Source organism: Rheinheimera sp. D18, assembly GCF_004345025.1.
GTDB classification, from domain to species: domain Bacteria; phylum Pseudomonadota; class Gammaproteobacteria; order Enterobacterales; family Alteromonadaceae; genus Alishewanella; species Alishewanella metallidurans.
The window spans coordinates 3,282,481-3,308,353 of sequence record NZ_CP037745.1 but is presented as its reverse complement, the minus strand read 5'-3'; the positions used below and the strand labels follow the sequence as shown (position 1 = coordinate 3,308,353).

Genomic DNA, 25,873 nt, shown 5'->3' with positions numbered 1-25,873 from the left:
ATCTCCTGAAGCCTTAGTTATTATGATTAAAAAGGCTGGCGTAAGTTAACGAAGCAGACATTATGGTACTATCTTATCCACAACATCAATATTGACTTTTTAAAATTAAGACTTTGCCAAAGAAAAACAATATAAACAATTGAATTTAAACACTAAATTAATATCATTCATTTTCTAATTAGCGCTACTTTTTCAGCGTTAAATTTAAGCAAAATCTAAATTAACCCACACTTTATTCATCGGCAAATAGCCAACCTGTGGAAAACTTTAGCTAAACTAGGATCAGTAAAGATCAGTAGCGAATAAAACGTAGGATCAGATTGACTTTGACCCCTAAACTACTTAGAATTCGCGCTCATTTTTGTTAGCTGCGTTTTGGTACCTTTACTAAAACACAGAGACCTTTAGTAAATATTTCGACCAAACGGGTGAAACTATGAGTAAAAGAACTTTTCAACCAAGCGTATTAAAACGCAAGCGCAACCACGGTTTCCGTGCACGTATGGCTACTAAAAACGGTCGTGCAGTATTAGCACGTCGTCGTGCTAAAGGCCGTCAGCGTTTATCAGCTTAATTAGCTGTTAAGCGCTGCGTGGTCAGCTTGAAATTCGGCAGGGAGTTACGACTGTTAACTCCCAGTCAGTTTGATAACGTCTTCCAACTCCCTTTTCGGGTTTCTTCTCCCCTGTTTACCATCTTAGCTAAAACCAATAATTTACCTCATGCTCGATTAGGCCTTACTATCGCGAAGAAACGTGTTAAATTAGCCGTGCAACGCAACCGCATAAAGCGCTGCGTGCGTAACAGCTTTCGTTTGCATCAACATGAATTGCCTGGTGTCGATTTAGTACTGATGGTGAAAGGTGATATTAGCAATACTGCTAATGATGAGTTACAGAAGCAACTGGAAAAGTTATGGCGCAAAATCGCTCGTCAGTACACCGCTTCGCTATTAGCCTAGCTTTGCTGCTGCTACGCGGTTACCAGAAACTGATTAGCCCTCTATTTGGGCCAAGCTGCCGATTTCATCCGACCTGCTCACACTATGCTATAACAGCAATAGAACGCTTTGGCGTACTAAAGGGCGGTTGGTTAGCTACGAAACGCATATTAAAATGTCACCCCTTACATGCTGGCGGTGATGATCCTGTTCCTGAAAAGCACAATGAGAAAAGCTAAGCCATGGAATCACAACGTAGTATATTAGTTATTGGTCTGGCACTGGTCAGTTTTTTACTCTGGCAGCAGTGGAATATTGACACTGCACCCAAGCCTGTCACAGCAGTAACAGAAAGTAGCCAGAACACCGGTAGCAGCGCTGCCGATTTACAGTTAACCACTGCTGATACCGAACAATCAGAAACCGCGGCAGTAGTAGCAACGGCAAAAACGATTAGCGTTAACACCGACGTACTACAGCTTAATATTGATAGCCGTGGTGGTGACATCGTAGCTTTAGAGTTGCCTGCTTTTGAATTAAATAAAGGCCAAGGTGATGCATACCCGCTAATGCGCCGCAAAGACGATTTTGAATACGTCGCACAAAGCGGTTTAATTGGTCGCGATGGGCCTGATGATGGCCGCAATGCTCGCCCAGTTTATAATTCAGTAAAAAGCAGTTATCATTTAGCCGATGGCGCTGAACAGTTAATCGTGCCACTCACCTTTGACTATAACGGTTTGCATATTGAAAAACGCTTCACTTTTACCGCAGGCCATTATGATGTCCGGGTAGATTATTTAATTACAAACCAAAGTGCGGAAGTAAAAACCGTACAGCCTTATCAACATTTAGTACAAACGATAGAAAGCGGCGCAAAAAGCAGCATGATGATGCCGATCTATCGTGGTACCGCTTATGGCACTTCATCAGAGCGTTATACCAAATACTCTTTTGACGATGTTAAGGATAAAAACCTGCTAGAAGCCACACAAGGTGGTTGGGTTGCCATGTTGGAACATTATTTTGTTGCCGCATGGGTGCCAGAAACAGCAGCTGAAAACCAGTTATACTCGAAAATATTTAACGGCAAAGCGGTTATCGGTGCCAAAGGCCCTGCGGTAAATATTCAGCCGGGTAGTGAAATCACCTTAACCAGCACCTTTTATGCTGGCCCTAAAGATCAAGACAAATTAGCAACCATTGCTAACGGCCTAGACTTAACTGTCGATTACGGCTTTTTGTGGTTTATTTCTCAACCATTATTTTGGTTACTGACCACCATTCAAGGCTTTGTCGTGAACTGGGGCCTGGCCATCATTTGTATTACGCTAATTGTTAAAGGCGGTATGTACCCTCTAACCAAGGTGCAATACGAGTCTATGGCGAAAATGCGTAATTTGAAGCCAAAAATTGAAGAGCTGCAAGCGCGCTACAAAGACGACCGGCAAAAGATGGGCCCAGCGATGATGGAGCTTTATCGCAAAGAAAAAGTTAACCCTATGGGTGGCTGCTTGCCAATGATTGTGCAAATGCCTATTTTCTTAGCGTTATATTGGGTATTCGTTGAAAGCGTAGAGTTGCGTCATGCACCATTTATGCTATGGATTAACGACTTATCGGCACAAGACCCGTATTACGTATTGCCGATACTGTTTGGTATCAGCATGTTCTTAATGCAGCGCTTAACGCCAATGCAAGTAACAGATCCTATGCAACAGAAGATTATGATGTTTATGCCAGTGGCATTCTCAGTATTCTTCTTATGGTTCCCAAGTGGCTTAGTACTGTACTGGTTTGTGAGTAACTTAATTTCTTTAGCTCAGATGTTATACATCTACCGAGGTATGGAAAAGAAAGGCTTACACACTAAAAAAGCTTAATCAGCTAACGCGGTTAGGTGTCATCATGTAGCAGAAAAATGATGATTGCCTTGCCGTTGAACAACAAGCCTGTTTGCCTATCGCGACAGGCTTTTTCTATTAAGAGGCAACGCATGTTTACAACCGACACCATCGCAGCTTTAGCCACCGCGCCGGGCCGCGCCGGTGTAGGTATTATTCGTATTTCTGGCCCTGACACTAAAGCGGTAGCCGAAGCCATACTGCGTAAGCTGCCCAAACCGCGCTACGCCGACTATCTGCCGTTTTATGATGCAACACAACAGATACTCGACCAGGGCATCGCCTTGTTCTTCCCAGGGCCAAATTCATTTACTGGTGAAGATGTATTAGAGCTACAAGGCCATGGCGGGCCGGTACTACTTGATATGCTATTAAAACAAGTGCTAGCACTGCCCAATGTACGCATTGCTCGGCCGGGTGAATTTTCTGAACGCGCGTTTTTAAACGATAAACTCGACTTAGCCCAAGCAGAAGCCATTGCCGATTTAATCGATGCCAGCAGTGAACAAGCAGCACGCTGCGCGATGCAATCGTTACAAGGCGAGTTTTCAAAGCGTATTCATGAACTAGTAGAAAAGGTTATTTACCTACGAATGTACGTAGAAGCCGCTATCGACTTCCCAGATGAAGAAATAGATTTTTTATCTGATGGCAAAGTTGCCTCTGATCTTGCCGACATTATCGATTACTTAGCTACCGTAAAAAAACAAGCAGCCCAAGGCAGTATCTTGCGCGAAGGCATGAAAGTAGTTATCGCCGGTCGACCAAACGCCGGTAAATCTAGCTTATTAAACGCTTTAGCCGGGCGTGAAGCCGCCATTGTCACCGACATTGCTGGCACCACCCGCGATGTACTGCGCGAACATATTCATATCGATGGTATGCCGCTGCATATCATTGACACTGCAGGTTTACGAGAAGCAACAGACGCGGTAGAACAAATTGGCATTGAACGCGCTTGGCAAGAAATAACCCAAGCCGACCGGGTATTATTTATGGTTGATAGCACTACCACCGACGCTACTGATCCGCATGATATTTGGCCCGACTTTATTGACCGATTACCCGCCAACTTAGGCGTTACCGTAATTAGAAATAAAGCCGATTTAACCGGCGAGTCAATGACGCCAAGCTTAAGCACAGAGAATAACAGCACCGTTCCGGTATACCGGTTATCGGCAAAAACCGGTGCCGGTATAGACGCATTACGCGAGCATTTAAAGCAATGCATTGGTTTTGACGCCAGCACGGAAGGCAGCTTTTTAGCCCGCCGTCGTCATTTAGATGCACTGGACCGCGCGGCTGAACACTTAGCCATAGGCCAAGAACAACTACAAAGTTATATCGCCGGCGAAATACTGGCTGAAGAGTTGCGTTTAACTCAGCAATATTTAAACGAAATTACCGGTGAATTTAGCTCAGACGATTTATTAGGCAGAATATTTTCGAGTTTTTGTATCGGTAAATAGCACTGCGTCGCACCCTGTGCTAACAAGCTTATCAAGCAAAAATAAAAGGCAGTTAATGTAGTAATTAACTGCCTTTTTGTATTTTCTTGCCAAACTATGCCGTGTTACTTCGAAGCGAAGTCATTAAGGTAAGAGTGATAGTTAGTACGGTATTGCTCTACTGTAAGTGGCTTCTTGTTTATGTCGACCATCAGCGCATCAAAGGCTTTAATGTAGTTTGCATTTTCCAGCTGTGTCACTGATGGAAATACGGGTACTTGTTTATCCGTTTTTACTTTATTCATCATAGCCTTAATGTTAGCTATACCATTTGCTTCCTGCACATATTGATACGCTAAACCATAATGCTTATAAGCAATCCCAGGGTCGCCATACTCGTCGAAAAAATTAATGACTTTAGTGGGATCATACTCGGTATGTTGTGACGCGGCGGCGCGGTTCTGCCCGCTTAAATAAACTGCTTGTCCTTCACTAAACCAGCGCGGCAAACTGAGGCCTTCAATGCCTGCTGAAAGCGCATACTGCATACTGTGAACCAGTTCATGAACAATTAATTGATTAACGCTATAAGGCACACCTTTTGAATAAGCACCAATATTAATACCGGCTAAATGCCCCTCGCCCCAACCTATATCTGAACCGCTGTCATGAATACAAACGTAAATCTTATTCTGTAAACGTATTTGCTCAACTGAGGTGTAGCCACTGTAGGGGTCGGCTATTAATGTTTGCGCCACTTGGTCTAAGCTAGCTTGTTGTGCTGTAGCCGTTAGCCAAGCAGAAACCGTTGCATAATCTGTATTTTGGTCAAAAGTCGCTGGGTAAACAAAACTGCCGTAACGCTGACCCGCTTGGTTTAAAGTACTTAAGCCTTGTCTTAATTTTTGCCGCGCGGTTAAGCTTACGTTAGTACGTGCCGCATAATATTCAGCTTTTGTTATCGCCATTGCCGCTAAAGCGACAGAAAATGACGATTCGACCCAACCGGCAGCGGCAAAAAAATCGTCATTTGCTAGCTTTGGATCACCAAAAACCAGTGCATTCTCGGTTTCATAGTAGCGATCACGATAGGTACTCTGGCAAAGTTCTGAATTAATACCAAAGTTATAGTCTGATGAATACCCATCAATATTTGGCGTATAAAATACACCCGTTTGATTACTGTCTTTAAATACCCCCGTATCTACCAACACGGCAACGTCTTTTGTTTCACTGCTGCCACAGCCAATTAACAAGCCAGAGACAACTAAACAAAGAACAATCTTATTTATCATATCTACTTAATTTTATTAAATATTTTACTGAATTATACTATAGGTCAGGTTTATTTAGAACCACCGTTCTGCTCGGTAGTTTGCACAGAGCAATGTTACAGCACACTTATTGACATTTAGACGTCTAGATGTTTATACTGAATTAATTACATTGCTCACCACATACCGCATAGACAGGATTTTATTATGAAACGGGAAACCATAGCGCTACACCACGGCTACCAGGCAGATGATCAACAATCAGCAGCTGTACCTATTCATCAAACTACATCTTTTTGTTTTGACAGCGCACAGCACGCGGCTGATTTGTTCGATTTAAAGCAAACCGGTAATATTTACTCGCGCATTATGAATCCCACCTGCCATGTACTAGAGCAACGTATTGCAGCTCTAGAAGGCGGTATTGGCGCTTTAGCCGTTGCTTCAGGCATGGCTGCCATTACCTATGCTATTCAAACCCTAGCTGAAGTTGGCGACAATATTGTTTCTGTTAATCAGCTATATGGCGGTACCTACAATTTATTTGCTCATACCTTACCACGCCAAGGTATAACGGTACGTTTTGCCGATAAAGACAACTTAACCGCATTAGCGGCATTAATTGACGATAAAACCAAAGCGATATTTTGCGAAAGCATTGGTAACCCGTCAGGCGCTATTGTTGATATTGCCGCGTTAGCCGAGGTTGCACACCAACATGGCGTACCATTAATTGTTGATAACACCGTGGCTACACCCTTTCTATGGCGGCCAATTGAACATGGTGCTGATATTGTAGTGCATGCAGCCACTAAATATATTGGCGGCCATGGCACTACTATTGGTGGCGTTATTGTTGATTCAGGCAAGTTTCCGTGGGCCAAGCATGCTGCACGTTTTCCATTACTTAACCAGCCTGATGTGTCTTATCATGGTGTTAATTACAGCCAAGATATTGGCGAAGCCGCCTATATCGCAAGAGCACGCGTTGTGCCACTACGCAACATGGGCGCTGCGTTATCGGCACAAGCGGCTTGGAACTTACTACAAGGTTTAGAAACCTTGGCGTTACGCATTGAACGTGTATGTGAAAACACCTTAAAAGTTGCCCACTTTTTACAGCAGCACCCACAAATAAGTTGGGTAAATTATGCGGCGTTGCCAGAGCATAAAGACCATGCTTTAGCGCAAAAATATCTGCAAGGTCAGGCTTCAGGTATTTTGAGCTTTGGTTTAAAAGGCGGCAAAGCCGCCGGAGTGAAATTTTATGACGCGTTAAAATTAATTTTGCGCTTAGTAAATATTGGTGATGCGAAAAGTTGTGCCGCTATTCCAGCAAGCACTACGCATCGGCAATTAAACGATGAAGAATTAAAACTCGCGGGTGTATCTGCTGATTTAGTCCGCTTGTCGATTGGCATTGAGCATATTGACGATATTATTGCCGATTTAAGCCAAGCGCTGGTGGCGGCAGTATAAAACGTCTATTTACTAGCACGCTGGTAGGGTAGTTACGCTAACGAACCGGCTTACTCACGCTAACACGCCGTAAACCCATCCCTGGGGGCTCGTTTCAGGCATCCATGCCTTCAACGGTTAGCTTAGAGCAAGTCGGTTCTCGCTTATATGCTCGATATCGCTCTAAAGAGGTCTTTTGCTGATTTACTAACTCAACACCAATACATTAATTAACGAGCATAGGTTGCGGTTAACGTAGCTTTAGCTAACGACATAGCGTTGAGCATAAAACCCACTACCGCTGCACTGGCGTCATCTGCTGCCGGCAATGTTTCTTCGGGTAAGGCCCACACCGTAAATTGATAACGATGCATACCATGGCCTTCTGGCGGGCAAGCACCACCAAAGCCTTTAAAGCCATAGTCATTGTTAAAACACCGGCTACCCGTTGGCAAGCTGCCCTTGCCTGCACCTTGCGCTAAACCGGAAGCTGACGCTGGAATATCGGTTACTAACCAATGCCAAAAACCCGAGCAAGTGGGTGCATCTGGATCAAATACGGTAACAGCGAAACTTTTTGTACCTGCTGGCGCATTATGCCAATGTAATGCAGGTGAAATGTTTTTTCCGGCGCAACCGAAACCGTCAAACTCCTGCGCTACCGCCATAAAATGGCCTTCTTTAATATCTGTGCTGGTAAGGTGAAATGTTGTACTGGTCATACTGCCCTCTTAATGTAAGTGACTACTTACTTATGGTTTGATAGCCATTGGTAAAAGGCTTGTTTAGGAAAAGCACCCGCTTGTTGGGCCAGTATTTTGCCTTGTTTAAAGATCATCAACGTGGGTATTGAGCGAATATTAAACTGCGCGGCTAACTGTTGCTGTTGTTCGGTATTTAGCTTACCAAAACGAAAATGCGGTTCCAGCTCTTGTGCCGCCTGATTAAATACTGGCGCAAAACTCTGACATGGTCCACACCAACTGGCCCAAAAATCGACCACTAATGGTAGTTCAGCTTTATTAGCATGTGCAGCAAAATTGCTGCTAGTCAACTCTATTGGCGTACCGTTAAATAAAGCTGATTTACATTTTCCGCAAACCGGCTGTTGCGCTAGACGTTGTTCAGGCACGCGATTTAACGCCGCGCAATTGGGGCAGGCAACAAGCATAAGTACCTCTGATAAATTTTAGCTAATACTGATATAGCGTCTAGCAGAGCCTATTTAAAGCCAGTATCAAAAATTAACCTGCAACCAAGCGCTTTCTTTGTCAAAGCTTAGGGTTTTAACTGTGCCCTTACCTTCAAAATTAACGGTATTAAGCTGTGCTGGCCAAATATCTTGTAATGCACTTTGCGCAGCTTTTAATCCGTTAATAGTTTTAGGTATAGCGGTTTCTTGATATACCCAAAAAAACCGCCCTTCTAACTGACCACCAAGTAAGGTTAAATTGATATTGTCACCATTTAGCTGCTGCAAAGCAAAATGCTCACTAACATATTGGCTAAAGGTATCCTGAGTTTGTTCACTGTTTAATATATCGGCGTCTTTACTAAATAATATTTTTACCGCGTGCTCGGCATCATGCAGATAAAAGCGATGCATTACCTCAATATTACCAGTACGCTGGTTAAACAATACTTTGGTAAGAGCTGTTTTAAGTTCATGTGCTGCAGCAGGGTTAACAAAGCCTGCTATTAATAACAGGCTAAGCAAATAACGCATTAATTGGCGCCCTTATTATCTTCCAGTTTTTTAGCCGGTTCTTTTAATTTCGTTTTACTGTCTTGCATAATATCGCGACTAACCTTGGCTTTACTTTTCTCAGATTTATACGCCTCTACCCGAGATGGAATAATGCGGCGTGGATAGTAGTTATTTTCTACATCAACATCTGCGGTTAGCCATTGTGCATCAACTATCGCTTCTTTTAGCACCTTATCTTTGGCCGTGACCACGAGTTTATTAACCGCTTTAGGGCTACGACGCCAAATTTCAGCTGGAATATATTGTTCTTCACTTGTGCCGTCGGTGTAATGCAATTGCAGTAATATTGGCATTACTAAGCCACCTTGATTACTAAATTGCAGCACGTAGTAATTTTTATCTTCTGCAACCGCACGTTCAAATGCAGCGCGCTCCCAAGGCTCTAGATCATGCATAAACTTGTTATAGGCATTGCGCTCTTTGTTGGTTACAGTAAAGCGGTCATTGGCATCATAAAAATCGCTGACGTCTTTATTCTGCTCAACCCACTGCACTTTGCCTTCTGCTTTATTGCGTTCAACAAAGACTGAACCAGGCTTATCTAATTCTTGCTGGCGCTCGCGCTGAAAATCAATATCAGGGTTTTTCGTATCTAAGCGTAACTGATAGATTTTATCTAATGAGATATCGACATGATCAGTACTATAAAACCAGCCACGCCAAAACCAATCTAAATCGACGCCGCTAGCTTCTTCCATCGTGCGGAAAAAGTCTGAGGGTGTTGGCCGCTTAAACTTCCAACGTAATGAATATTCTTTAAAGGCAAAATCAAATAGCTCGCGACCTAAAATAACTTCTCGCAAAATATTTAACGCTACCGCAGGTTTAGTATAGCCATTAGGCCCAAGCCTTAACACGCTGTCAGATTGTGTCATTATTGGCACTTGTACCTCAGACTTCATGTAGTCAACGATATCACGGGCTTCTACACCCCAAGGAATATTAGCGTCCCATTCGCGGCCAGCAATACCATCTAAAAAGCTGTTTAAGCCTTCATCCATCCAAGTCCACTGACGTTCGTCAGAATTCACCACCATTGGAAAATAGTTATGGCCTACTTCATGAAAGATAACGCCAAGTAAAAAGCGTTTTTCTGCTTGAGAATAAGTGCGGCTGCCGTCGTCTTGCAAAGTCGTACGTGGGCCGTTAAACGAAATCATGGGGTATTCCATACCACCAACCGGGCCATTTACTGACTGCGCTACTGGATACGGATAATCAAACGAAAAACGAGAATACACCTCTAGAGTATGAATAACAGACTCAGTAGAGTATTTCTGCCATAGTTCACCGCCCTCTTTGGGATAAAACGACATAGCCATAACAAAGGGCTGATCTTTGCCACCTTGCTCGTAGCCCTTAGCATCCCATATAAATTTACGTGATGATGCCCAAGCAAAATCGCGCACATTACTGGCTTTAAAATGCCACGTTTTAGTTTTATCGGTACCGGTTTTTTCGTTTTCTAAAGCTTCTTGTTCGGTAACAACGAATACTGGTCGCTTAGCATTTTTTGCCTGCTGCAAGCGCTTTAACTGCTCGCTTGATAATACTTTGCTACTGTTTTGCAACTCGCCAGTTGCAGAAACTATATGGTCCGCCGGTACAGTTAACTGTACGTCGTAATCGCCAAATTCTAAGGTAAACTCGCCACGACCAAGAAATTCTTTATTAGTCCAAGCTTCGTAATCGGTGTACGCCACTAAACGTGGAAACCACTGCGCTGCTAAGAAAATATCATTGCCGCCTTCACGCTCATCTTTAGGAAAATGCTCATAACCTGAACGCGCTGATACCGCATCTTCTTCTACTAAGTTAAACGCGAAATCCATACTTAAATCGACAGTTTGGCCAGCTTTAAGTGGTTTATCTAAATCAACACGCATTAGTGTGCCAACTATGGTCATAGCTAAAGCTTTACCGGCGCTGTTTTTCACATTTGTTATTTTAAAACCTAACTCATTGTCAGCCATAAACTGCTGACGACGCAGCTCGTCTAAACTTAACCGTGCGGCAATATCACCACTACCAACCGACGTTGCAGGGCCGCGACGACCAATACCACCAAAATCGGTGCTCATTTCCGCCATAGAATCGTTTTTAAATATATTCTGGTCTAAATGTAGCCATAGATATTTTAGTGTATGCGGTGAGTTATTTTGATAATTAATTCGCTGACTACCTGTTAAGCGGCGTTTAGCTTCGTCTAACTGCACGTCTATTTTGTAATTAACCTGTTGCTGCCAATACTGTGGCCCTGGCTCACCCGCGGCATTGCGATACACATTAGGCGTGGGTAGGGCTTCATCTAACTGACGAAATTTATCTTCATAGTCGCCCTTAGTTTGACGAATGGTATCGGCGTTGGCTAACTGGCTGCATAGCAACACACCAATTAGCGCTAATAGGTTAGTACGCGGAGGAAATATGGACATATAGCAGGCTCTCTTATTATTATTCTGCTTAACTTAGGCAAGCTCTCTACAATAAGTAACTTTTCAGCGGCAAACAAGCGGGTTTTAACACGTTCAATAGTTAGTTCATCGCCAATAAAAAAGCCCCGTAAAAACGGGGCTTAATATTAGATTACAACTTAATCTTTTGGCTTACGTGGTGCGCGTGGTGCTGCACCTGGACGCGGGCCCGCACCAGATGTAGAAGCTGGTGCAGATGAGCGACGTTCACCTACTGGAGCCGAACCTGTATCAACACAAATATTCAGCTTTTGCTTACGCACATACACTTTTTTCAGATGCTGAAAAACTTCATTAGGTATTGTTGCTGGCAATTCTACCGTACTGAAATGATCAAACAATTTAATGTTACCAATAAACTGGCTGTCGATATTTGCTTCGTTGGCAATAGCGCCAACAATATCGCCCGCGCGCACACCGTGCTCTTTACCTACCTCAATACGGTAAGTTTGGTAATCACCTTTCATTTCGCGCTTAACCCGTGGGCCGCGATCTGGGCGGTCGCTACGCTCACCACGTTCGGTGCGCTCAGGACGATCACTACGTTCACGACGTGGCCGATCTTCACGCTCACCGCGAGCATGGGGTTCGCGAATTGCTGGGAACAAATTAGCAACATTAAGTGGCTGTTCTTTTTGCGCTAAATACAGTAATGCTGCGGCAATATCACCATCGGTAGCGTCAATTTTTTCACGCCAGTCGTTAATAAGACCTTGGAAGAATGCTAAATTTTGCGTTTCAACCGTTTCGGCTAATTGCTCACGGAAAGATTCAATACGACGCTGTTCAATAACCTGACCTGTAGGCAGTGACATTTGCTCAATAGGCTGTTTAGTTGAATGTTCGATAGTACGCAATAAACGACGTTCGCGAGGCGACACAAATAATATTGCTTTACCTTCACGACCGGCACGGCCTGTACGACCAATACGGTGCACATAAGCCTCACTGTCATAAGGAATATCGTAGTTTACTACTAAGCTAATACGTTCAACGTCTAATCCGCGTGCTGCAACATCAGTAGCAACAATAATATCTAACTGGTTTGCTTTCATTTTACGAATGGTTAATTCGCGGTGCGCTTGGTTCATATCGCCATTTAAACAGGCTACGGCATAACCACGGGCACCCAGCTTTTCAGCAATTTCTTCTGTAGCGCTTTTAGTACGCACAAACACGATACTTGCATCGTATTCTTCGCCTTCTAACAAGCGCGTTAATGCGTCAAGCTTTTGATTGCCATCTAACATTACATAGCTTTGTTTGATGCGTTCAACGGTACTCGTTTTTGATGCTATTTTAATTTCTTCAGCATTTTTTAAATGCTTTTGGGCAATAGCGCGGATCGGCGCGGGCATGGTTGCAGAAAACATTGCAACCTGACGGCCCGCTGGTGTCGCGTCCATAATAGTTTGCACATCATCGATAAAGCCCATGCGTAACATTTCATCGGCTTCATCCAACACGATAGCACGCAGCTTATCTAGCTTTAATGTGCCACGTTCTAAATGGTCAAGAATACGACCTGGTGTACCAACAATAACTTGAGAGCCACGTTTAAGTGATTTCAACTGGTTGGTATAACTTTGGCCACCATATAACGGCAGAACATGAAATGCTGGCATGTAACGCGCATAAGCTTGAAATGCTTCAGCTACCTGAATTGCAAGTTCGCGAGTTGGCGCTAACACTAAAATTTGTGGGTCGTTTTGTGCAGGATCTAACCTAGCTAATAGTGGTAAAGCAAAAGCACCGGTTTTACCAGTACCTGTTTGCGCTTGACCTAATACATCTTCGCCAGCTAAAAGTTTAGGGATAGCAGCAGCCTGAATAGGCGACGGCGATTCATAGCCAAGTTCAGTAACAGCACGAATAAGTGCTTCAGGCAGCATTAGCTGGGCAAATGACAAAGTGTCAGACATACGTTGTTTAAACCTCAATAACACGCAGGCGTAGTAGTAGTGCTATTGTTGCTTTTACTTAGCCTGCAAAGCAGTAAAAACATCTAAATCATGTCAAAAACATAGCTTTGACCGATTTTATTCCAGTAGTATAGCCGAACATTCTTATGACAAGAGGCATATCATGATAGACATCCTCGTTGGCAGCCAAATGGGCGCAGCGGAATATGTGGCAGAACAAGTTGCTGAAACACTGGTACAAGCGGGCTATGACGTTAAACTACATCTGAAACCCGAGCTGGACCACCTCAACCGGACTGATGTCTGGTTAGTGATCACATCCACCTATGGCGCAGGAGATCTGCCTGATAATATTCAACCCTTTGCGGATCAATTAGCACAAGATCGAAGTGATCTTACCACACTTTCTTACGCCGTGATCACTTTAGGTGACTCGAGTTACGATACTTTTTGCGAAGCCGGACGAAAAATAGCCAAATCACTTGAATTTAAAGGCGCAACTAGCTTAATAGACAGTTTAGAAATTGATGCCCAACAACCAGAATTACCCGAAGACATCGCCTTAGTTTGGTTACCGCAACTAATAGCACAAATAAAATAAAAAAACGGGTGCAACGCACCCGTAAACACAAACATCCTTCAGGAAGAATGAGATAGCACTAGCTTCTCTTGTTAGTCTCAGCAATAAAACCAACGCCTGCCAAGCTACAGTCAATTCCAAGTTTTAACTTGATATGCAAATGATAAAGTGTTGATAACTGCATTATCGCTTAAAAATAGTACTGAAAAGTTATCTACAAATTTCAAAATATTATAAAAAGTTTGTGTATAACTATAGGAAAAACCGGTTATTAACCTGTATTTATCCTCTTTACAAAAATATATTTTTTCTAGCCTGTGGATAACAAGCGAAGTTAACCACCGGTTCAAGGCCAACAGATCCTAGCTTGATCACAGGATCTGATCTGTTCTAAGTTAATGATCCTTCTTGTAAAGAAACGCTTATGCACCAAAATTGGCCTGCTTAATAGTAAATATAATAAAAAGATCTCTAAAAAGATCTTATTTAATTTAAACGATCCTAAACGCTGCTGGCATTCCACTTATCGCCAGATCAGGCTACAATACCTCTCGTTCAACGTTCGACCAAAAAAACATAAACCGAGGCAAGTATGCTGTATCAAGAGATATTCGACGTAATCGTTGTAGGCGGTGGCCACGCTGGCACAGAAGCCGCTCTGGCAGCAGCTCGTATGGGTCGTAACACCTTGTTATTAACCCATAATATTGAAACTTTAGGTCAAATGTCATGCAACCCTGCTATTGGTGGTATAGGCAAAGGCCATTTGGTTAAAGAAATTGACGCCCTAGGTGGAGCTATGGCAATAGCAGCCGACAAAGGCGGCATTCAATTTAGAACGCTAAATAGTTCTAAAGGCCCTGCGGTAAGGGCAACCAGAGCACAAGCCGATCGACAATTGTACCGTGCAGCTATTCGTAATATTTTAGAAAACCAACCAAACTTAAAAATATTTCAACAAAGTTGTGATGACTTAGTTGTTGAAAACAATAAGGTTACTGGCGTCGTTACCCAAATGGGCTTAACGTTTAAAGCTAAATCAGTGGTATTAACCGTTGGTACATTTTTAGGCGGACAAATACATATAGGTTTACAAAGCCATTCTGGTGGCAGAGCCGGTGATCCACCGTCAATAGCCCTAGCTAAAAGATTAAGAGAACTGCCATTTAAAGTTGATCGTTTAAAAACGGGTACACCACCACGTATTGATGCTCGGACGATCGATTTTTCTATGATGCAAACTCAACCTGGTGATAATCCAACACCAGTGTTTTCTTTTCTCGGCAAACAAAGCGATCATCCAACTCAGATACCTTGTTACATAACTTATACCAATGCGAAAACACATGATGTTATTCGTAATAATTTACACCGTTCACCAATGTATACCGGTGTAATAGAAGGGATTGGCCCAAGATATTGTCCATCGATAGAAGATAAAATTACCCGCTTTGCTGACAAAGATAATCATCAAATTTTTATTGAACCTGAAGGGTTAACCACACATGAAGTTTACCCTAATGGCATTTCAACCAGCCTGCCATTTGATGTACAACTAAGCATAGTACGTTCAATTAAGGGTATGGAAAATGCTCACATTACCAGACCTGGTTATGCCATTGAATATGATTTCTTTGATCCCAGAGATCTAAAAAGCAGTCTTGAGACAAAATTTATTGAAGGTTTGTTTTTTGCCGGCCAAATTAACGGTACAACAGGTTACGAAGAAGCAGGTGCACAAGGTCTATTAGCCGGTTTAAATGCTGCACTATTCACGCAAGATAAAGAGCCGTGGTCACCAAGCCGTGATCAAGCTTACTTAGGTGTACTAGTTGATGATTTAACCACACTAGGCACTAAAGAACCCTATCGTATGTTTACCAGCCGGGCTGAATATCGCCTAATGCTACGTGAAGATAATGCAGATGCACGTTTAACCGAAAAAGGTCGTGAGTTTGGCTTGGTAGACGACATACGTTGGGCGGCTTTTAACGAAAAAATGGAACAAGTGGCTATAGAACGCCAACGCTTAAAGCAAAGTTGGGTTCATCCGCAACATGCCGCGCTAATTGCAATAAATGCGTTAGTTAAAACTCCGCTTACCAAAGAAGCAAGTTTAGAAGAGCTGGTTCGTCGTCCAGAAATTAACTACGCAGATTTAATGAAAATTTCTAATATTGGCCCTGGTGTTACTGATCCTATCGCGGCAGAACAAGTAGAAATTCAAATTAAATATGAAGGCTATATAAATCGTCAACAAGATGAAATTGCTAAACAGCAACGTAATGAACAAAGTTTATTACCACAACAGTTTGATTATAAAGCTGTTAAAGGCCTATCAAACGAAGTAATTGCGAAATTAAACCAAACTCAACCACAAACAGTTGGCCAAGCGTCACGTATTTCAGGCATTACACCGGCCGCTATTTCATTACTGTTAGTCTATTTAAAGAAACAGGGTTTACTGCGCAAGTCTGCGTAACTGACGACAAGGAACAACATGTTAGATCAATTACGCTCGCTGGTGGCGCAAACCAGTTTGTCGTTATCTGAATACCAACTACAGCAATGTATTGACTATGTAAAACTACTTGATAAATGGAACAGCGCCTACAACCTAACCTCAGTGCGTGATCCTAAAGAAATGTTAATAAAGCACGTGATGGATAGCCTAGTTATTGCACCGCATTTAATTGGTAACCATTTTATAGATGTAGGTACCGGTCCTGGTTTACCTGGCGTGCTATTAGCTATTTATTATCCAGATAACAACTTCACTTTGCTTGATAGTCTAGGTAAAAGGATCCGCTTTTTAAACCAAGTAAAACTGCAGTTAAAACTAACTAATATTCAACCAGTACAAAGCAGAGTGGAAGATCATCAACCTGAGCAACGCTACGATGGTGTTATTAGCCGAGCTTTTGCTTCGATCAATGATATGCTGAATTGGTGCAGGCATTTACCTACACAAAACGGCCATTTTTACGCGATGAAAGCCGCTGCAGTACAAGAAGAAATTGCAGCTTTGCCTGATTTTGTTAAAGTAGTCTCCGTTCAACCACTTGTTGTGCCGCAGTTGCAAGCACAAAGGCATTTGGTAATACTGCAACCCTGCTAACTGACAACGAGGACATCTTGTGGCGAAAGTGATCGCAATAGCTAACCAGAAAGGCGGTGTAGGTAAAACTACTACAGCTGTAAATTTGGCTGCCTCCCTGGCTGCGACCAAACGCAAGGTGTTGCTTATCGACTTAGATCCCCAAGGTAACGCTACCATGGGTAGCGGAGTTGATAAATATGATTTACCGGCCACCGCTTACGAGTTACTCGTTGATGAAAAACCACTATTAGACGTTTTAGTTAAAGAAACCAGCGGCGGTTATCATTTAGTTGGCGCTAACTCTGACTTAACAGCAGCAGAAGTACGTTTAATGAACGTATTTGCTCGTGAATTGCGGCTACGTAATGCATTAAAAGACTACCGTAATAGTTATGACTTTATTTTTATCGACTGCCCGCCGTCACTTAATATGTTAACAGTAAATGCAATGGCTGCCGCTGACACAGTATTAGTACCAATGCAGTGTGAATACTTTGCATTAGAGGGTTTAACCTCGTTAGTTGAAACCATTAATCAATTAGCAGCAGCCGTTAACCCTGAATTAAAGATCGAAGGCATTTTAAGAACCATGTACGATCCGCGTAATCGGTTAGCAAATGATGTATCAGATCAATTAAAACAGCATTTTGGTGATAAGGTTTATCGAGCAGTTATTCCACGCAATGTACGTTTAGCAGAAGCACCTAGCTTTGGTACACCAGTAATGTATTACGATAAAAACTCAACTGGTGCAAAGGCTTATTTAGCATTAGCAGGTGAAATGTTACGCCGAGCTGATAAAAAGACGGCTAGCAGCACAGCATCAGCCTGATCTGAATAATTTTAGGGAAGCAATTTAGCATGTCGGTAAAAAAACGCGGCTTAGGCCGAGGTCTGGATGCCCTACTTACGTCCAATAAAGCTAGCAGCACAACTTCCACACCCAGCAGTAGCGAACTGCAACAATTACCTGTTGAGTTTTTAATACCGGGTAAATACCAACCACGCAAAGATATGTCGCAAGAAGCGTTGGAAGACTTAGCCAGTTCTATTCGAGCACAAGGTATTATTCAACCGATAGTTGTGCGACCAATAGGTAACGGAAAATTTGAAATTATTGCGGGTGAAAGGCGTTGGCGTGCAAGTCAGTTAGCAAAACTGGCTGACGTACCTTGTATTGTTAAAGATGTGCCAGATGAAGCCGCTGTTGCCATAGCGTTAATAGAAAACATTCAACGAGAAGATTTAAATGCAATGGAAGAAGCCGTAGCATTAGAACGCTTATTAATAGAGTTTTCGTTAACTCACCAGCAAGTAGCTGATGCAGTTGGCAAATCTAGAGCATCTGTTACTAACCTGTTGCGCTTAAACCAATTAAATGACGATGTAAAACTATTGCTTGAACACGGCGACATTGAAATGGGCCATGCAAGAGCATTATTAGCACTAAAAGAATTTGAGCAATCAGATGCCGCTAGATTAGTTGCGGCTAAACAATTAACCGTACGTGAAACTGAAAACTTAATACGGCGAATTTTAGAACCTAAACCGGTAGCTTCTGAAAAGCCACGAGATCCCGATGTTATTGCTCTAGAACAACGCTTAAGTGAGCGGTTTGCCGCACCTGTGCAAATTAGCTACAACAATAAAGGTAAAGGTAAGTTAGAAATTGCGTATAGTAGTTTAGATGAGTTAGATGGCATTATTAATAAGTTGAATGTTACTGAGCAATAAAACATCAAATTAGATATAAATAGGTACTATCACAGTACTAACACTGCTTTTTGTTGCAAATTAAAGGTATGTAAGTATAATTTCGCAAGTTTTTATTACCCCCTTCCCGGGCGTTTTTAGGGGGACAAGAAATGACAGAACAAAGTTTAGCTGAACTACGTAAATCAGCTTATAAGTTAGTGTTGTGCCAGTTGGTAGTAGCTGGAATTATTGCACTGACTTTTTTTTTAGCTGCTGATGCAGCTGCGGCTAAATCGGCCTTTAAAGGGGGTTTAGTAGCCATAATACCAAATTGTGTGTTTGCGTTTTTCGCGTTTCGTTTTAATGCCGCAGATAACGCAAATATCGTTGTGATGGCGTTTATGCGGGGCCAATCACTAAAGCTAATTATATCCGCAGTGCTGTTAGCCGTATTATTTTCACAGCAACAACTGGTTCATGGTGCATTTTTAACCGGTTTTATGCTCACGCTAATAGCCCAATGGACCGCTCCGGTTTTCTTTAAACATTAACAATGGGATGAAACATGGCTGCAGGTGAAGAGTTAACCCTCTCTAGTCATATTCAGCACCACCTTGTAAACGCAAAAATGTGTACTGTCGATGGCAGTGTTGCATTTAATAAAGCGTGTGCCGAGGCTGGTTTCTGGACATGGAATATCGATACGTTAGCGTATTCTATTATTTTAGGTGTGTTGTTTTTGTGGGTTTTCCGCAATGCAGCCAAAAAAGCCACTACCGGTGTACCGGGTAAACTACAGTGCTTTGTTGAAATGATAGTGGGCTTTGTTGCTGACAACGTAAAAGATACGTATCACGGCAAAAGCAAATTAATTGCACCACTGGCACTGACAATCTTTGTCTGGGTGTTTTTAATGAACTTAATGGACTTAGTGCCAGTAGACTTCCTACCTTCATTTGCTGCTTTTGTTGGCGAAAACGCGATGGCTGTTGAGCCTGGCCACGTTTATATGAAGTTTGTACCTACTACCGATATTAATTTAGCCGCGGGTTTAGCCTTAGGCGTGTTTTTATTGATGATAGGCTACTCAATTCGTATTAAAGGCGTGTTGGGTTTCATTAAAGAATTAACCCTACACCCATTTAATACTAAAAACGTACCTCTGCAAATTGCTTTGATACCGTTTAACTTATTATTAGAAACTATCGCCTTATTTGCTAAGCCATTTTCACTAGCGTTACGTCTGTTCGGTAACCTGTATGCGGGTGAAATGATCTTTATCTTAATAGGGGCGGTAGGTTTAGCGCAGTTACCTCTGCACTTCCCTTGGGCGGTATTCCATATCTTAGTTATTACCTTGCAAGCATTCGTATTTATGATGCTGACTATCGTTTACCTAAGCATGGCTAGCTCAGATAACCACTAATTTTATTTAACTTTTAACTTTAACTTAAAAACTCTGGAGAAAAAAATGGAACTAGTATTAGGTCTTAAATTAATCGCAGTTGCAATGTTGATCGGTTTCGGCGCAATTGGTACTGCATTAGGTTTTGGTAACATGGGTGGTAAGTTCTTAGAAGCTTGTGCGCGTCAACCAGAATTAGCCCCTTCACTACAAGTTAAAATGTTCATCTTAGCGGGCCTTATCGATGCTGTTGCCATGATCGGTGTAGGTATCGCAATGTACATGTTGTTCGCAATGTAATTGAAGGCTTTATCCGAACAACTGTTAACTAAGGAGGAGCGGTCGTGAATTTAAACGCCACTCTGTTAGGCGAATTAATCGCATTCGCGGTGTTCGTACTGTTTTGTATGAAGTTTGTCTGGCCACCTTTGATGAATGCCATTGAAGCTCGCCAGAAAAAAATTGCTGATGGTTTAGCAGCATCTGATCGTGCGGAAAGAGACTTGGCATTAGCCCAAGATAAAGCCAAAGATCAATTAAAAGATGCTAAAGCACAAGCGGCAGAAATTATTGAGCAAGCGAAAAAACGCGAAGCGAAAATGATTGATGAAGCGGTGCATAAAGCCAATGCAGAACGTGAAACTATTTTGGCGCAAGCCACAGCAGAAGTTGCCGCTGAACGTAATCGTTTACGTGAAGAGCTGCGCAAACAAGTTGCTGCATTAGCAGTCGCTGGCGCAGAACGAATTCTGCAACGTTCTATTGATGAAGCTGCTCACAGCGACATTTTGGATAAATTGGTTCAAGAACTGAATTAAGGAAGAGCTATGTCTGATTTGACAAATATTGCTCGCCCTTATGCCAGAGCAGCTTTCGATTTTGCTGTAGAGCAAAACGCGTTAGAGGCTTGGTTACAGATGTTGGCCTTTGCTGCAGAAGTAGCAAATAACGACCAAGTTGGCGCGTATTTAAACGCCAATAGTACTGCTGATAAGCAGGCTGGTTTGTTTATTCAGGTATGTGGTGAGCAACTCAATGAGCACGGCCAAAACTTGATAAAAGTGATGGCAGAAAATCATCGCTTGTTGGCGTTGCCTGCAGTATTAACTACCTTTGCTGCACTAAAAGCGGAATTTGAACAGGAAATAGACGTTACTGTCGTTTCTGCAACTACGCTGACTAGTGCACAAAAAGATAAGTTAACCGCGGCATTATCGCAACGTTTGGCACGCAAAGTTAAATTGAACTGTAGCGAAGATCCGGCAGTGGTTAGTGGTTTACTAATCAAAGCTGGTGACATGGTTATTGATGGCTCGATCCGCGGTAAGCTGGATCGTTTAGCAACTGCGCTGCAGTCGTAATTGGGGAACAGAGAATGCAACTGAATTCCACTGAAATATCAGAACTGATCAAAAGTCGTATTGCTCAGTTTGAAGTGGTCAGTGAAGCTCGTAACGAAGGTACTATCGTTCAAGTAACAGACGGTATTATTCGTATCAATGGTCTTGCAGATTGTATGCAAGGTGAAATGATCGAGCTTCCTGGTAACCGCTATGCTATCGCGCTGAACTTAGAGCGCAACTCGGTAGGTGCCGTAGTTATGGGCCCGTATGCCGATTTAACTGAAGGCACTAAAGTTAAAAGTACCGGTCGTATTTTAGAAGTACCGGTTGGCCCACAGCTGTTAGGCCGTGTGGTAAATACTTTGGGTGCACCAATTGACGGTAAAGGACCAATTGACGCTGCTGGTTTTGAACCGGTAGAAAAAATTGCTCCGGGCGTTATCGAACGTCAGTCAGTTGATCAACCTATGCAAACAGGCTACAAGTCTGTTGATGCCATGATCCCAATCGGTCGTGGTCAGCGTGAATTGTTAATCGGTGACCGTCAAACCGGTAAAACCGCCTTAGCTATTGATGCGATCATCAACCAAAAAGGTACTGGCGTTAAGTGCGTTTACGTTGCTGTAGGCCAAAAAGCCTCTACTATTGCTAACGTAGTACGTAAGCTAGAAGAACACGGTGCGTTAGCGCACACTATTGTGGTTGTAGCATCAGCTTCTGAAGCTGCGGCACTGCAGTTCTTAGCACCATATTCAGGTTGTACTATGGGCGAATACTTCCGTGACCGCGGTGAAGATGCGTTAATTGTTTATGATGATTTGTCTAAGCAAGCTGTTGCTTACCGTCAAATATCATTGCTATTACGTCGTCCACCAGGCCGTGAAGCTTACCCAGGTGACGTATTCTATTTACACTCGCGTCTATTAGAACGTGCATCACGCGTAAACGCGGATTACGTAGAAAAATACACCAAAGGCGAAGTAAAAGGTAAAACCGGTTCATTAACCGCATTACCAATTATTGAAACACAAGCCGGTGACGTTTCTGCATTCGTACCTACTAACGTAATTTCGATTACCGATGGTCAGATCTTCTTAGAAACTGACTTATTTAACGCCGGTATTCGTCCTGCGGTAAACGCCGGTATTTCAGTATCGCGTGTTGGTGGTGCAGCACAAACCAAAATTATCAAAAAGCTGGGTGGCGGTATTCGTCTGGCATTAGCCCAATATTCAGAGCTGGCCGCGTTTGCGCAGTTTGCTTCTGACTTAGACGAAGCAACACGCGCTCAGTTAGAGCACGGTCAAAAGGTTACTGAGCTGATGAAACAGTTACAGTACAGCCCAATGTCTGTTGCCGATATGGGTGTGTCTATTTTCGCTATCGAAAAAGGCTTTATGAAAGACATCGAAGTTGCCAAAATCTTAGATTTTGAAGCAGGTTTAATTGCCTTTATGAGAGCTGAGCACACCGAGCTGATGGCTGATATCGACAAAACCGGTAACTACAACGACCAAATCGAATCTACGTTTAAAGCCGCTATTGATAAATTCAAGGCTACGCAGAGCTGGTAAGCAATGCGGGTGGCTTAGCCACCCCATTCGTTGAATGAAACGGAGATACAGACATGGCCGGTGGTAAAGAGATAAAAAGTAAGATCGGGAGTATTAATAATACTCGCAAGATCACCAGTGCTATGGAAAAAGTTGCGGTTAGCAAAATGCGCAAAGCGCAAGACCGTGTAGCTGCAACACGCCCATACGCTGAAGGTATGCGCAAAGTGATTGGTAACGTTGCCAATGGCAGCCTTGAATATCGCCATCCGTATTTAACGGACCGTGATGTAAAAAAGGTTGGCTATATTGTCATATCGTCTGATCGTGGTCTTTGCGGTGGCCTGAATACCAACGAGTTTAAGAAAGTTGTCCTTGAGCTGAAAAGCTGGAAAGATAAAGGCGTTGATGCGCAATTTGCTGTTATTGGCAATAAAGCAACAGCGTTTTTTAAGCGTTTTGGTGGCAAGGTAGTTGCGCAACAGGCGGGTTCAGGTGACGTACCACGTTTGGCTGATGTGCTTGGTTCGGTAAGAGTAATGCTAGATGCATTTAACGAAGGCCGAATTGATCGCTTATTCTTGGTGTATAACAAGTTTGTTAATACCATGAAGCAAGAGCCAGTGATCGATCAACTCTTACCTTTGCCAAAAGCAGACATCGCTAAAAGAGAGCATAACTGGGATTACCTGTACGAGCCGGATCCACAACCTATCATCGATATGTTGCTAGACCGTTTCGTCGAATCGCAAGTTTATCAGGGTGTGGTAGAGAATTCTGCCAGTGAACACGCTGCGCGCATGGTAGCAATGAAAGCTGCAACCGATAACGCCGGTAACCTGATGGACGACCTGAAGCTTGTATATAACAAAGCACGTCAGGCCGCGATTACCCAGGAGCTTAGCGAGATTGTCGCCGGTGCGGCAGCTGTAGGCTAAGGTAAACAGTTTTGAGAAATTTGAGGAAACATCATGAGTCAAGGTAAGGTCGTCCAAATCATTGGCGCCGTTGTGGATATCGATTTTCCACAAAACGCGGTACCTGGTATCTATGATGCGTTAAGCGTTACTGACGGTGATCTAACTGGTTTAGTGCTGGAAGTGCAGCAGCAGTTAGGTGGCGGTACGGTTCGTACTATCGCATTAGGTACAACAGACGGTTTACGTCGCGGCGCAGCTGTGGCAAATACCGGTAAAGCAATTCACGTTCCAGTAGGTAAAGCCACTCTGGGTCGTATTATGAACGTATTGGGTGAGCCAATCGACGAAGCGGGCCCAATTGGTGAAGAAGAGCGTATGCCTATTCACCGTGCAGCGCCAAGCTACGAAGACCAAGCTGCCTCCAACGCGTTATTAGAAACGGGTATTAAGGTTATCGACCTTGTTTGTCCGTTCGCTAAAGGTGGTAAGGTAGGTTTATTCGGTGGTGCCGGTGTTGGTAAAACCGTAAACATGATGGAGCTTATCCGTAATATCGCCATCGAGCACAGCGGTTACTCAGTATTCGCCGGTGTAGGTGAGCGTACCCGTGAAGGTAACGATTTCTATCACGAGATGAAAGACTCTAACGTACTAGATAAAGTATCGTTAGTTTATGGTCAGATGAACGAGCCACCAGGTAACCGTTTACGCGTAGCGTTAACCGGCTTAACAATGGCAGAAAAGTTCCGTGATGAAGGCCGTGACGTACTGTTTTTCGTTGATAACATCTATCGTTATACCCTAGCTGGTACTGAAGTATCTGCATTATTAGGTCGTATGCCGTCAGCTGTAGGTTATCAGCCAACGTTAGCTGAAGAGATGGGTGCGTTACAAGAGCGTATCACCTCTACTAAAACGGGTTCTATTACGTCAATTCAGGCCGTTTACGTGCCTGCAGATGACTTAACTGACCCATCACCAGCAACCACGTTCTCGCACTTAGATGCTACGGTAGTATTAAGCCGTAACATTGCATCTTTGGGTATTTACCCAGCGATTGACCCACTGGACTCTACCTCACGCCAGTTAGATCCGCAGGTTATCGGCAAAGAGCACTATGAAGTTGCCCGCGGCGTGCAGTCTGTTTTACAGCGTTATAAAGAGCTGAAAGACATTATTGCTATCCTAGGTATGGACGAATTATCTGATGAAGACCGTACCACAGTATACCGTGCGCGTAAAATTCAGCGTTTCTTATCGCAGCCGTTCTTCGTAGCTGAAGTATTTACCGGTTCACCGGGTAAGTATGTTCCGCTGAAAGAAACTATCCGTGGCTTTAAAGGTATTTTGGAAGGCGAGTTCGACCATATGCCAGAGCAAGCGTTTTACATGGTTGGTTCAATCGACGAAGCGATCGAAAAAGCGAAGAAACTGTAAGTTCAGGCTTTAGGAGAGCGAGATGGCGATGACAGTGCAACTGGATGTAGTAAGTGCCGAAGAAAAGATTTTTTCTGGCCTTGTCGAATCCGTGCAGGTCACAGGCAGTGAGGGCGAGTTAGGTATTTTACCTTTCCACGCCCCGTTACTGACCACCCTGAAACCTGGCATGGTCCGTATCGTTAAACAGTTCGGCGAAGAACATGTAATGTATGTTGCTGGCGGTATCTTAGAAGTGCAGCCGGATAGCATTACAGTATTAGCTGATGTCGCGGTACGCGGCGAAGACTTAGATGAACAAGCCGCTTTAGATGCACAAAAACGTGCTGAAGAAGCCATGCAAAATGCCGGAGCAGACTTCAACTATGCTGAAGCTGCTGGTCAATTAGCAGAAGCTATTGCGCAATTGCGCGTTATTAGGCAACTGCGCGGCAAAAAATAAGTTTACGTTATGATTAAAAAAGCCACCGCAAGGTGGCTTTTTTATTCCGATAACAATCATATAACGTAGTAGGATGCCAATTCCCAATAATGAAGCAAGGCGCTTATTGTTACGCCCAAGCAGCTTTAAAAAAATATTCATATTTGACGACAGTAATAACGACTGTTACATAATGACTAAAATATTATTGCAAGATGCTAATTTCAGAAG

At 43.2% G+C, this 25,873-nt stretch carries 26 protein-coding genes; 20 read left to right on the top strand and 6 right to left on the bottom strand.

All coding sequences use genetic code 11. The features are described 5' to 3' along the window. Positions 1 to 436: 436 nt before the first annotated feature. From rpmH to mnmE, 5 genes are all read left to right on the top strand, one after another. Positions 437 to 574, top strand: a complete 138-nt coding sequence (gene rpmH / locus E0Z06_RS15535; RefSeq protein ID WP_027670565.1) for a 50S ribosomal protein L34 — start codon at positions 437 to 439, stop codon at positions 572 to 574. Between the two features lie 18 nt (positions 575 to 592). Further along, positions 593 to 961, top strand: a complete 369-nt coding sequence (rnpA, locus tag E0Z06_RS15530; protein ID WP_132586598.1) for a ribonuclease P protein component — start codon at positions 593 to 595, stop codon at positions 959 to 961. Beyond that, positions 916 to 1,179, top strand: a complete 264-nt coding sequence (yidD, locus tag E0Z06_RS15525; protein WP_132586596.1) for a membrane protein insertion efficiency factor YidD — start codon at positions 916 to 918, stop codon at positions 1,177 to 1,179. Before rnpA ends, yidD begins: the two co-directional genes overlap by 46 nt. Before the next feature lie 3 nt (positions 1,180 to 1,182). After that, positions 1,183 to 2,823 (top strand): membrane protein insertase YidC, encoded by a 1,641-nt coding sequence (gene yidC / locus E0Z06_RS15520; RefSeq protein WP_132586594.1) that lies wholly within the window; start codon positions 1,183 to 1,185, stop codon positions 2,821 to 2,823. A 113-nt stretch (positions 2,824 to 2,936) separates the two neighbouring features. After that, positions 2,937 to 4,313 (top strand): tRNA uridine-5-carboxymethylaminomethyl(34) synthesis GTPase MnmE, encoded by a 1,377-nt coding sequence (mnmE, locus tag E0Z06_RS15515; RefSeq protein WP_132586592.1) that lies wholly within the window; start codon positions 2,937 to 2,939, stop codon positions 4,311 to 4,313. 104 nt (positions 4,314 to 4,417) lie between these two features. Here the strand turns inward: mnmE and E0Z06_RS15510 are convergent, their stop codons facing one another. Continuing rightward, positions 4,418 to 5,587, bottom strand: a complete 1,170-nt coding sequence (locus E0Z06_RS15510; RefSeq protein ID WP_132586590.1) for a hypothetical protein — start codon at positions 5,585 to 5,587, stop codon at positions 4,418 to 4,420. Positions 5,588 to 5,773: 186 nt separating this feature from the next. Between E0Z06_RS15510 and E0Z06_RS15505 the strand changes: the two genes are divergently transcribed. Further along, positions 5,774 to 7,045, top strand: coding sequence for an aminotransferase class I/II-fold pyridoxal phosphate-dependent enzyme (locus tag E0Z06_RS15505; protein ID WP_132586588.1), 1,272 nt, complete (start codon positions 5,774 to 5,776; stop codon positions 7,043 to 7,045). Positions 7,046 to 7,254: 209 nt separating this feature from the next. On the opposite strand, the gene E0Z06_RS15500 is transcribed toward E0Z06_RS15505, so the two are convergent. The 5 genes from E0Z06_RS15500 to E0Z06_RS15480 form a co-directional block, all read right to left on the bottom strand. Further along, positions 7,255 to 7,746: a YbhB/YbcL family Raf kinase inhibitor-like protein gene (locus E0Z06_RS15500; protein WP_132586586.1), complete on the bottom strand. Its 492-nt coding sequence runs from the start codon at positions 7,744 to 7,746 to the stop codon at positions 7,255 to 7,257. Between the two features lie 26 nt (positions 7,747 to 7,772). After that, complete coding sequence (gene trxC, locus E0Z06_RS15495) at positions 7,773 to 8,195, bottom strand: thioredoxin TrxC (RefSeq protein ID WP_132586584.1); 423 nt, start codon at positions 8,193 to 8,195, stop codon at positions 7,773 to 7,775. Between the two features lie 66 nt (positions 8,196 to 8,261). Beyond that, positions 8,262 to 8,750 (bottom strand): DUF6702 family protein, encoded by a 489-nt coding sequence (locus tag E0Z06_RS15490; protein ID WP_132586582.1) that lies wholly within the window; start codon positions 8,748 to 8,750, stop codon positions 8,262 to 8,264. Continuing rightward, a complete protein-coding gene (locus E0Z06_RS15830) occupies positions 8,750 to 11,227 on the bottom strand; it encodes a M1 family aminopeptidase (protein ID WP_165907413.1) in 2,478 nt (825 codons plus the stop codon). The genes E0Z06_RS15490 and E0Z06_RS15830 overlap by 1 nt, the downstream gene beginning before the upstream one ends. A gap of 158 nt (positions 11,228 to 11,385) precedes the next feature. Then, positions 11,386 to 13,188 (bottom strand): DEAD/DEAH box helicase, encoded by a 1,803-nt coding sequence (locus tag E0Z06_RS15480; RefSeq protein ID WP_207903110.1) that lies wholly within the window; start codon positions 13,186 to 13,188, stop codon positions 11,386 to 11,388. Positions 13,189 to 13,351: 163 nt separating this feature from the next. On the opposite strand from E0Z06_RS15480, the gene mioC reads away from it, so the two are divergent. The 14 genes from mioC to E0Z06_RS15410 all read left to right on the top strand — a co-directional run bounded on the left by mioC (position 13,352) and on the right by E0Z06_RS15410 (position 25,663). Further along, entirely contained in the window at positions 13,352 to 13,789 is a 438-nt protein-coding gene (gene mioC / locus E0Z06_RS15475) for an FMN-binding protein MioC (RefSeq protein ID WP_132586580.1), read from the top strand. A gap of 571 nt (positions 13,790 to 14,360) precedes the next feature. Next, positions 14,361 to 16,250, top strand: a complete 1,890-nt coding sequence (gene mnmG, locus E0Z06_RS15470) for a tRNA uridine-5-carboxymethylaminomethyl(34) synthesis enzyme MnmG (protein ID WP_132586578.1) — start codon at positions 14,361 to 14,363, stop codon at positions 16,248 to 16,250. A gap of 18 nt (positions 16,251 to 16,268) precedes the next feature. Further along, positions 16,269 to 16,886 (top strand): 16S rRNA (guanine(527)-N(7))-methyltransferase RsmG, encoded by a 618-nt coding sequence (gene rsmG / locus E0Z06_RS15465; RefSeq protein ID WP_132586576.1) that lies wholly within the window; start codon positions 16,269 to 16,271, stop codon positions 16,884 to 16,886. Between the two features lie 19 nt (positions 16,887 to 16,905). Beyond that, complete coding sequence (locus tag E0Z06_RS15460) at positions 16,906 to 17,700, top strand: ParA family protein (protein WP_132586574.1); 795 nt, start codon at positions 16,906 to 16,908, stop codon at positions 17,698 to 17,700. 29 nt (positions 17,701 to 17,729) lie between these two features. Further along, on the top strand, positions 17,730 to 18,602 hold the full coding sequence (locus tag E0Z06_RS15455; protein ID WP_132586572.1) for a ParB/RepB/Spo0J family partition protein: 873 nt from the start codon (positions 17,730 to 17,732) through the stop codon (positions 18,600 to 18,602). 131 nt (positions 18,603 to 18,733) lie between these two features. Continuing rightward, complete coding sequence (locus tag E0Z06_RS15450; protein ID WP_132586570.1) at positions 18,734 to 19,114, top strand: ATP synthase subunit I; 381 nt, start codon at positions 18,734 to 18,736, stop codon at positions 19,112 to 19,114. A gap of 14 nt (positions 19,115 to 19,128) precedes the next feature. Then, positions 19,129 to 19,989, top strand: coding sequence for a F0F1 ATP synthase subunit A (gene atpB / locus E0Z06_RS15445; RefSeq protein ID WP_132586568.1), 861 nt, complete (start codon positions 19,129 to 19,131; stop codon positions 19,987 to 19,989). A 45-nt stretch (positions 19,990 to 20,034) separates the two neighbouring features. Continuing rightward, the gene (atpE, locus tag E0Z06_RS15440) at positions 20,035 to 20,268 is read left to right on the top strand and encodes a F0F1 ATP synthase subunit C (RefSeq protein ID WP_132586566.1); all 234 of its coding nucleotides are present in this window, start codon (positions 20,035 to 20,037) and stop codon (positions 20,266 to 20,268) included. A gap of 44 nt (positions 20,269 to 20,312) precedes the next feature. Then, entirely contained in the window at positions 20,313 to 20,786 is a 474-nt protein-coding gene (gene atpF, locus E0Z06_RS15435; RefSeq protein WP_132586564.1) for a F0F1 ATP synthase subunit B, read from the top strand. A 9-nt stretch (positions 20,787 to 20,795) separates the two neighbouring features. Continuing rightward, the gene (gene atpH, locus E0Z06_RS15430) at positions 20,796 to 21,329 is read left to right on the top strand and encodes a F0F1 ATP synthase subunit delta (protein WP_132586562.1); all 534 of its coding nucleotides are present in this window, start codon (positions 20,796 to 20,798) and stop codon (positions 21,327 to 21,329) included. A gap of 14 nt (positions 21,330 to 21,343) precedes the next feature. After that, the gene (gene atpA / locus E0Z06_RS15425; RefSeq protein WP_132586560.1) at positions 21,344 to 22,885 is read left to right on the top strand and encodes a F0F1 ATP synthase subunit alpha; all 1,542 of its coding nucleotides are present in this window, start codon (positions 21,344 to 21,346) and stop codon (positions 22,883 to 22,885) included. A 53-nt stretch (positions 22,886 to 22,938) separates the two neighbouring features. Next, entirely contained in the window at positions 22,939 to 23,802 is an 864-nt protein-coding gene (gene atpG / locus E0Z06_RS15420; RefSeq protein WP_132586558.1) for a F0F1 ATP synthase subunit gamma, read from the top strand. 33 nt (positions 23,803 to 23,835) lie between these two features. Next, complete coding sequence (atpD, locus tag E0Z06_RS15415; RefSeq protein ID WP_132586556.1) at positions 23,836 to 25,221, top strand: F0F1 ATP synthase subunit beta; 1,386 nt, start codon at positions 23,836 to 23,838, stop codon at positions 25,219 to 25,221. 22 nt (positions 25,222 to 25,243) lie between these two features. Then, a complete protein-coding gene (locus E0Z06_RS15410) occupies positions 25,244 to 25,663 on the top strand; it encodes a F0F1 ATP synthase subunit epsilon (RefSeq protein WP_132586554.1) in 420 nt (139 codons plus the stop codon). Positions 25,664 to 25,873: the final 210 nt, after the last annotated feature.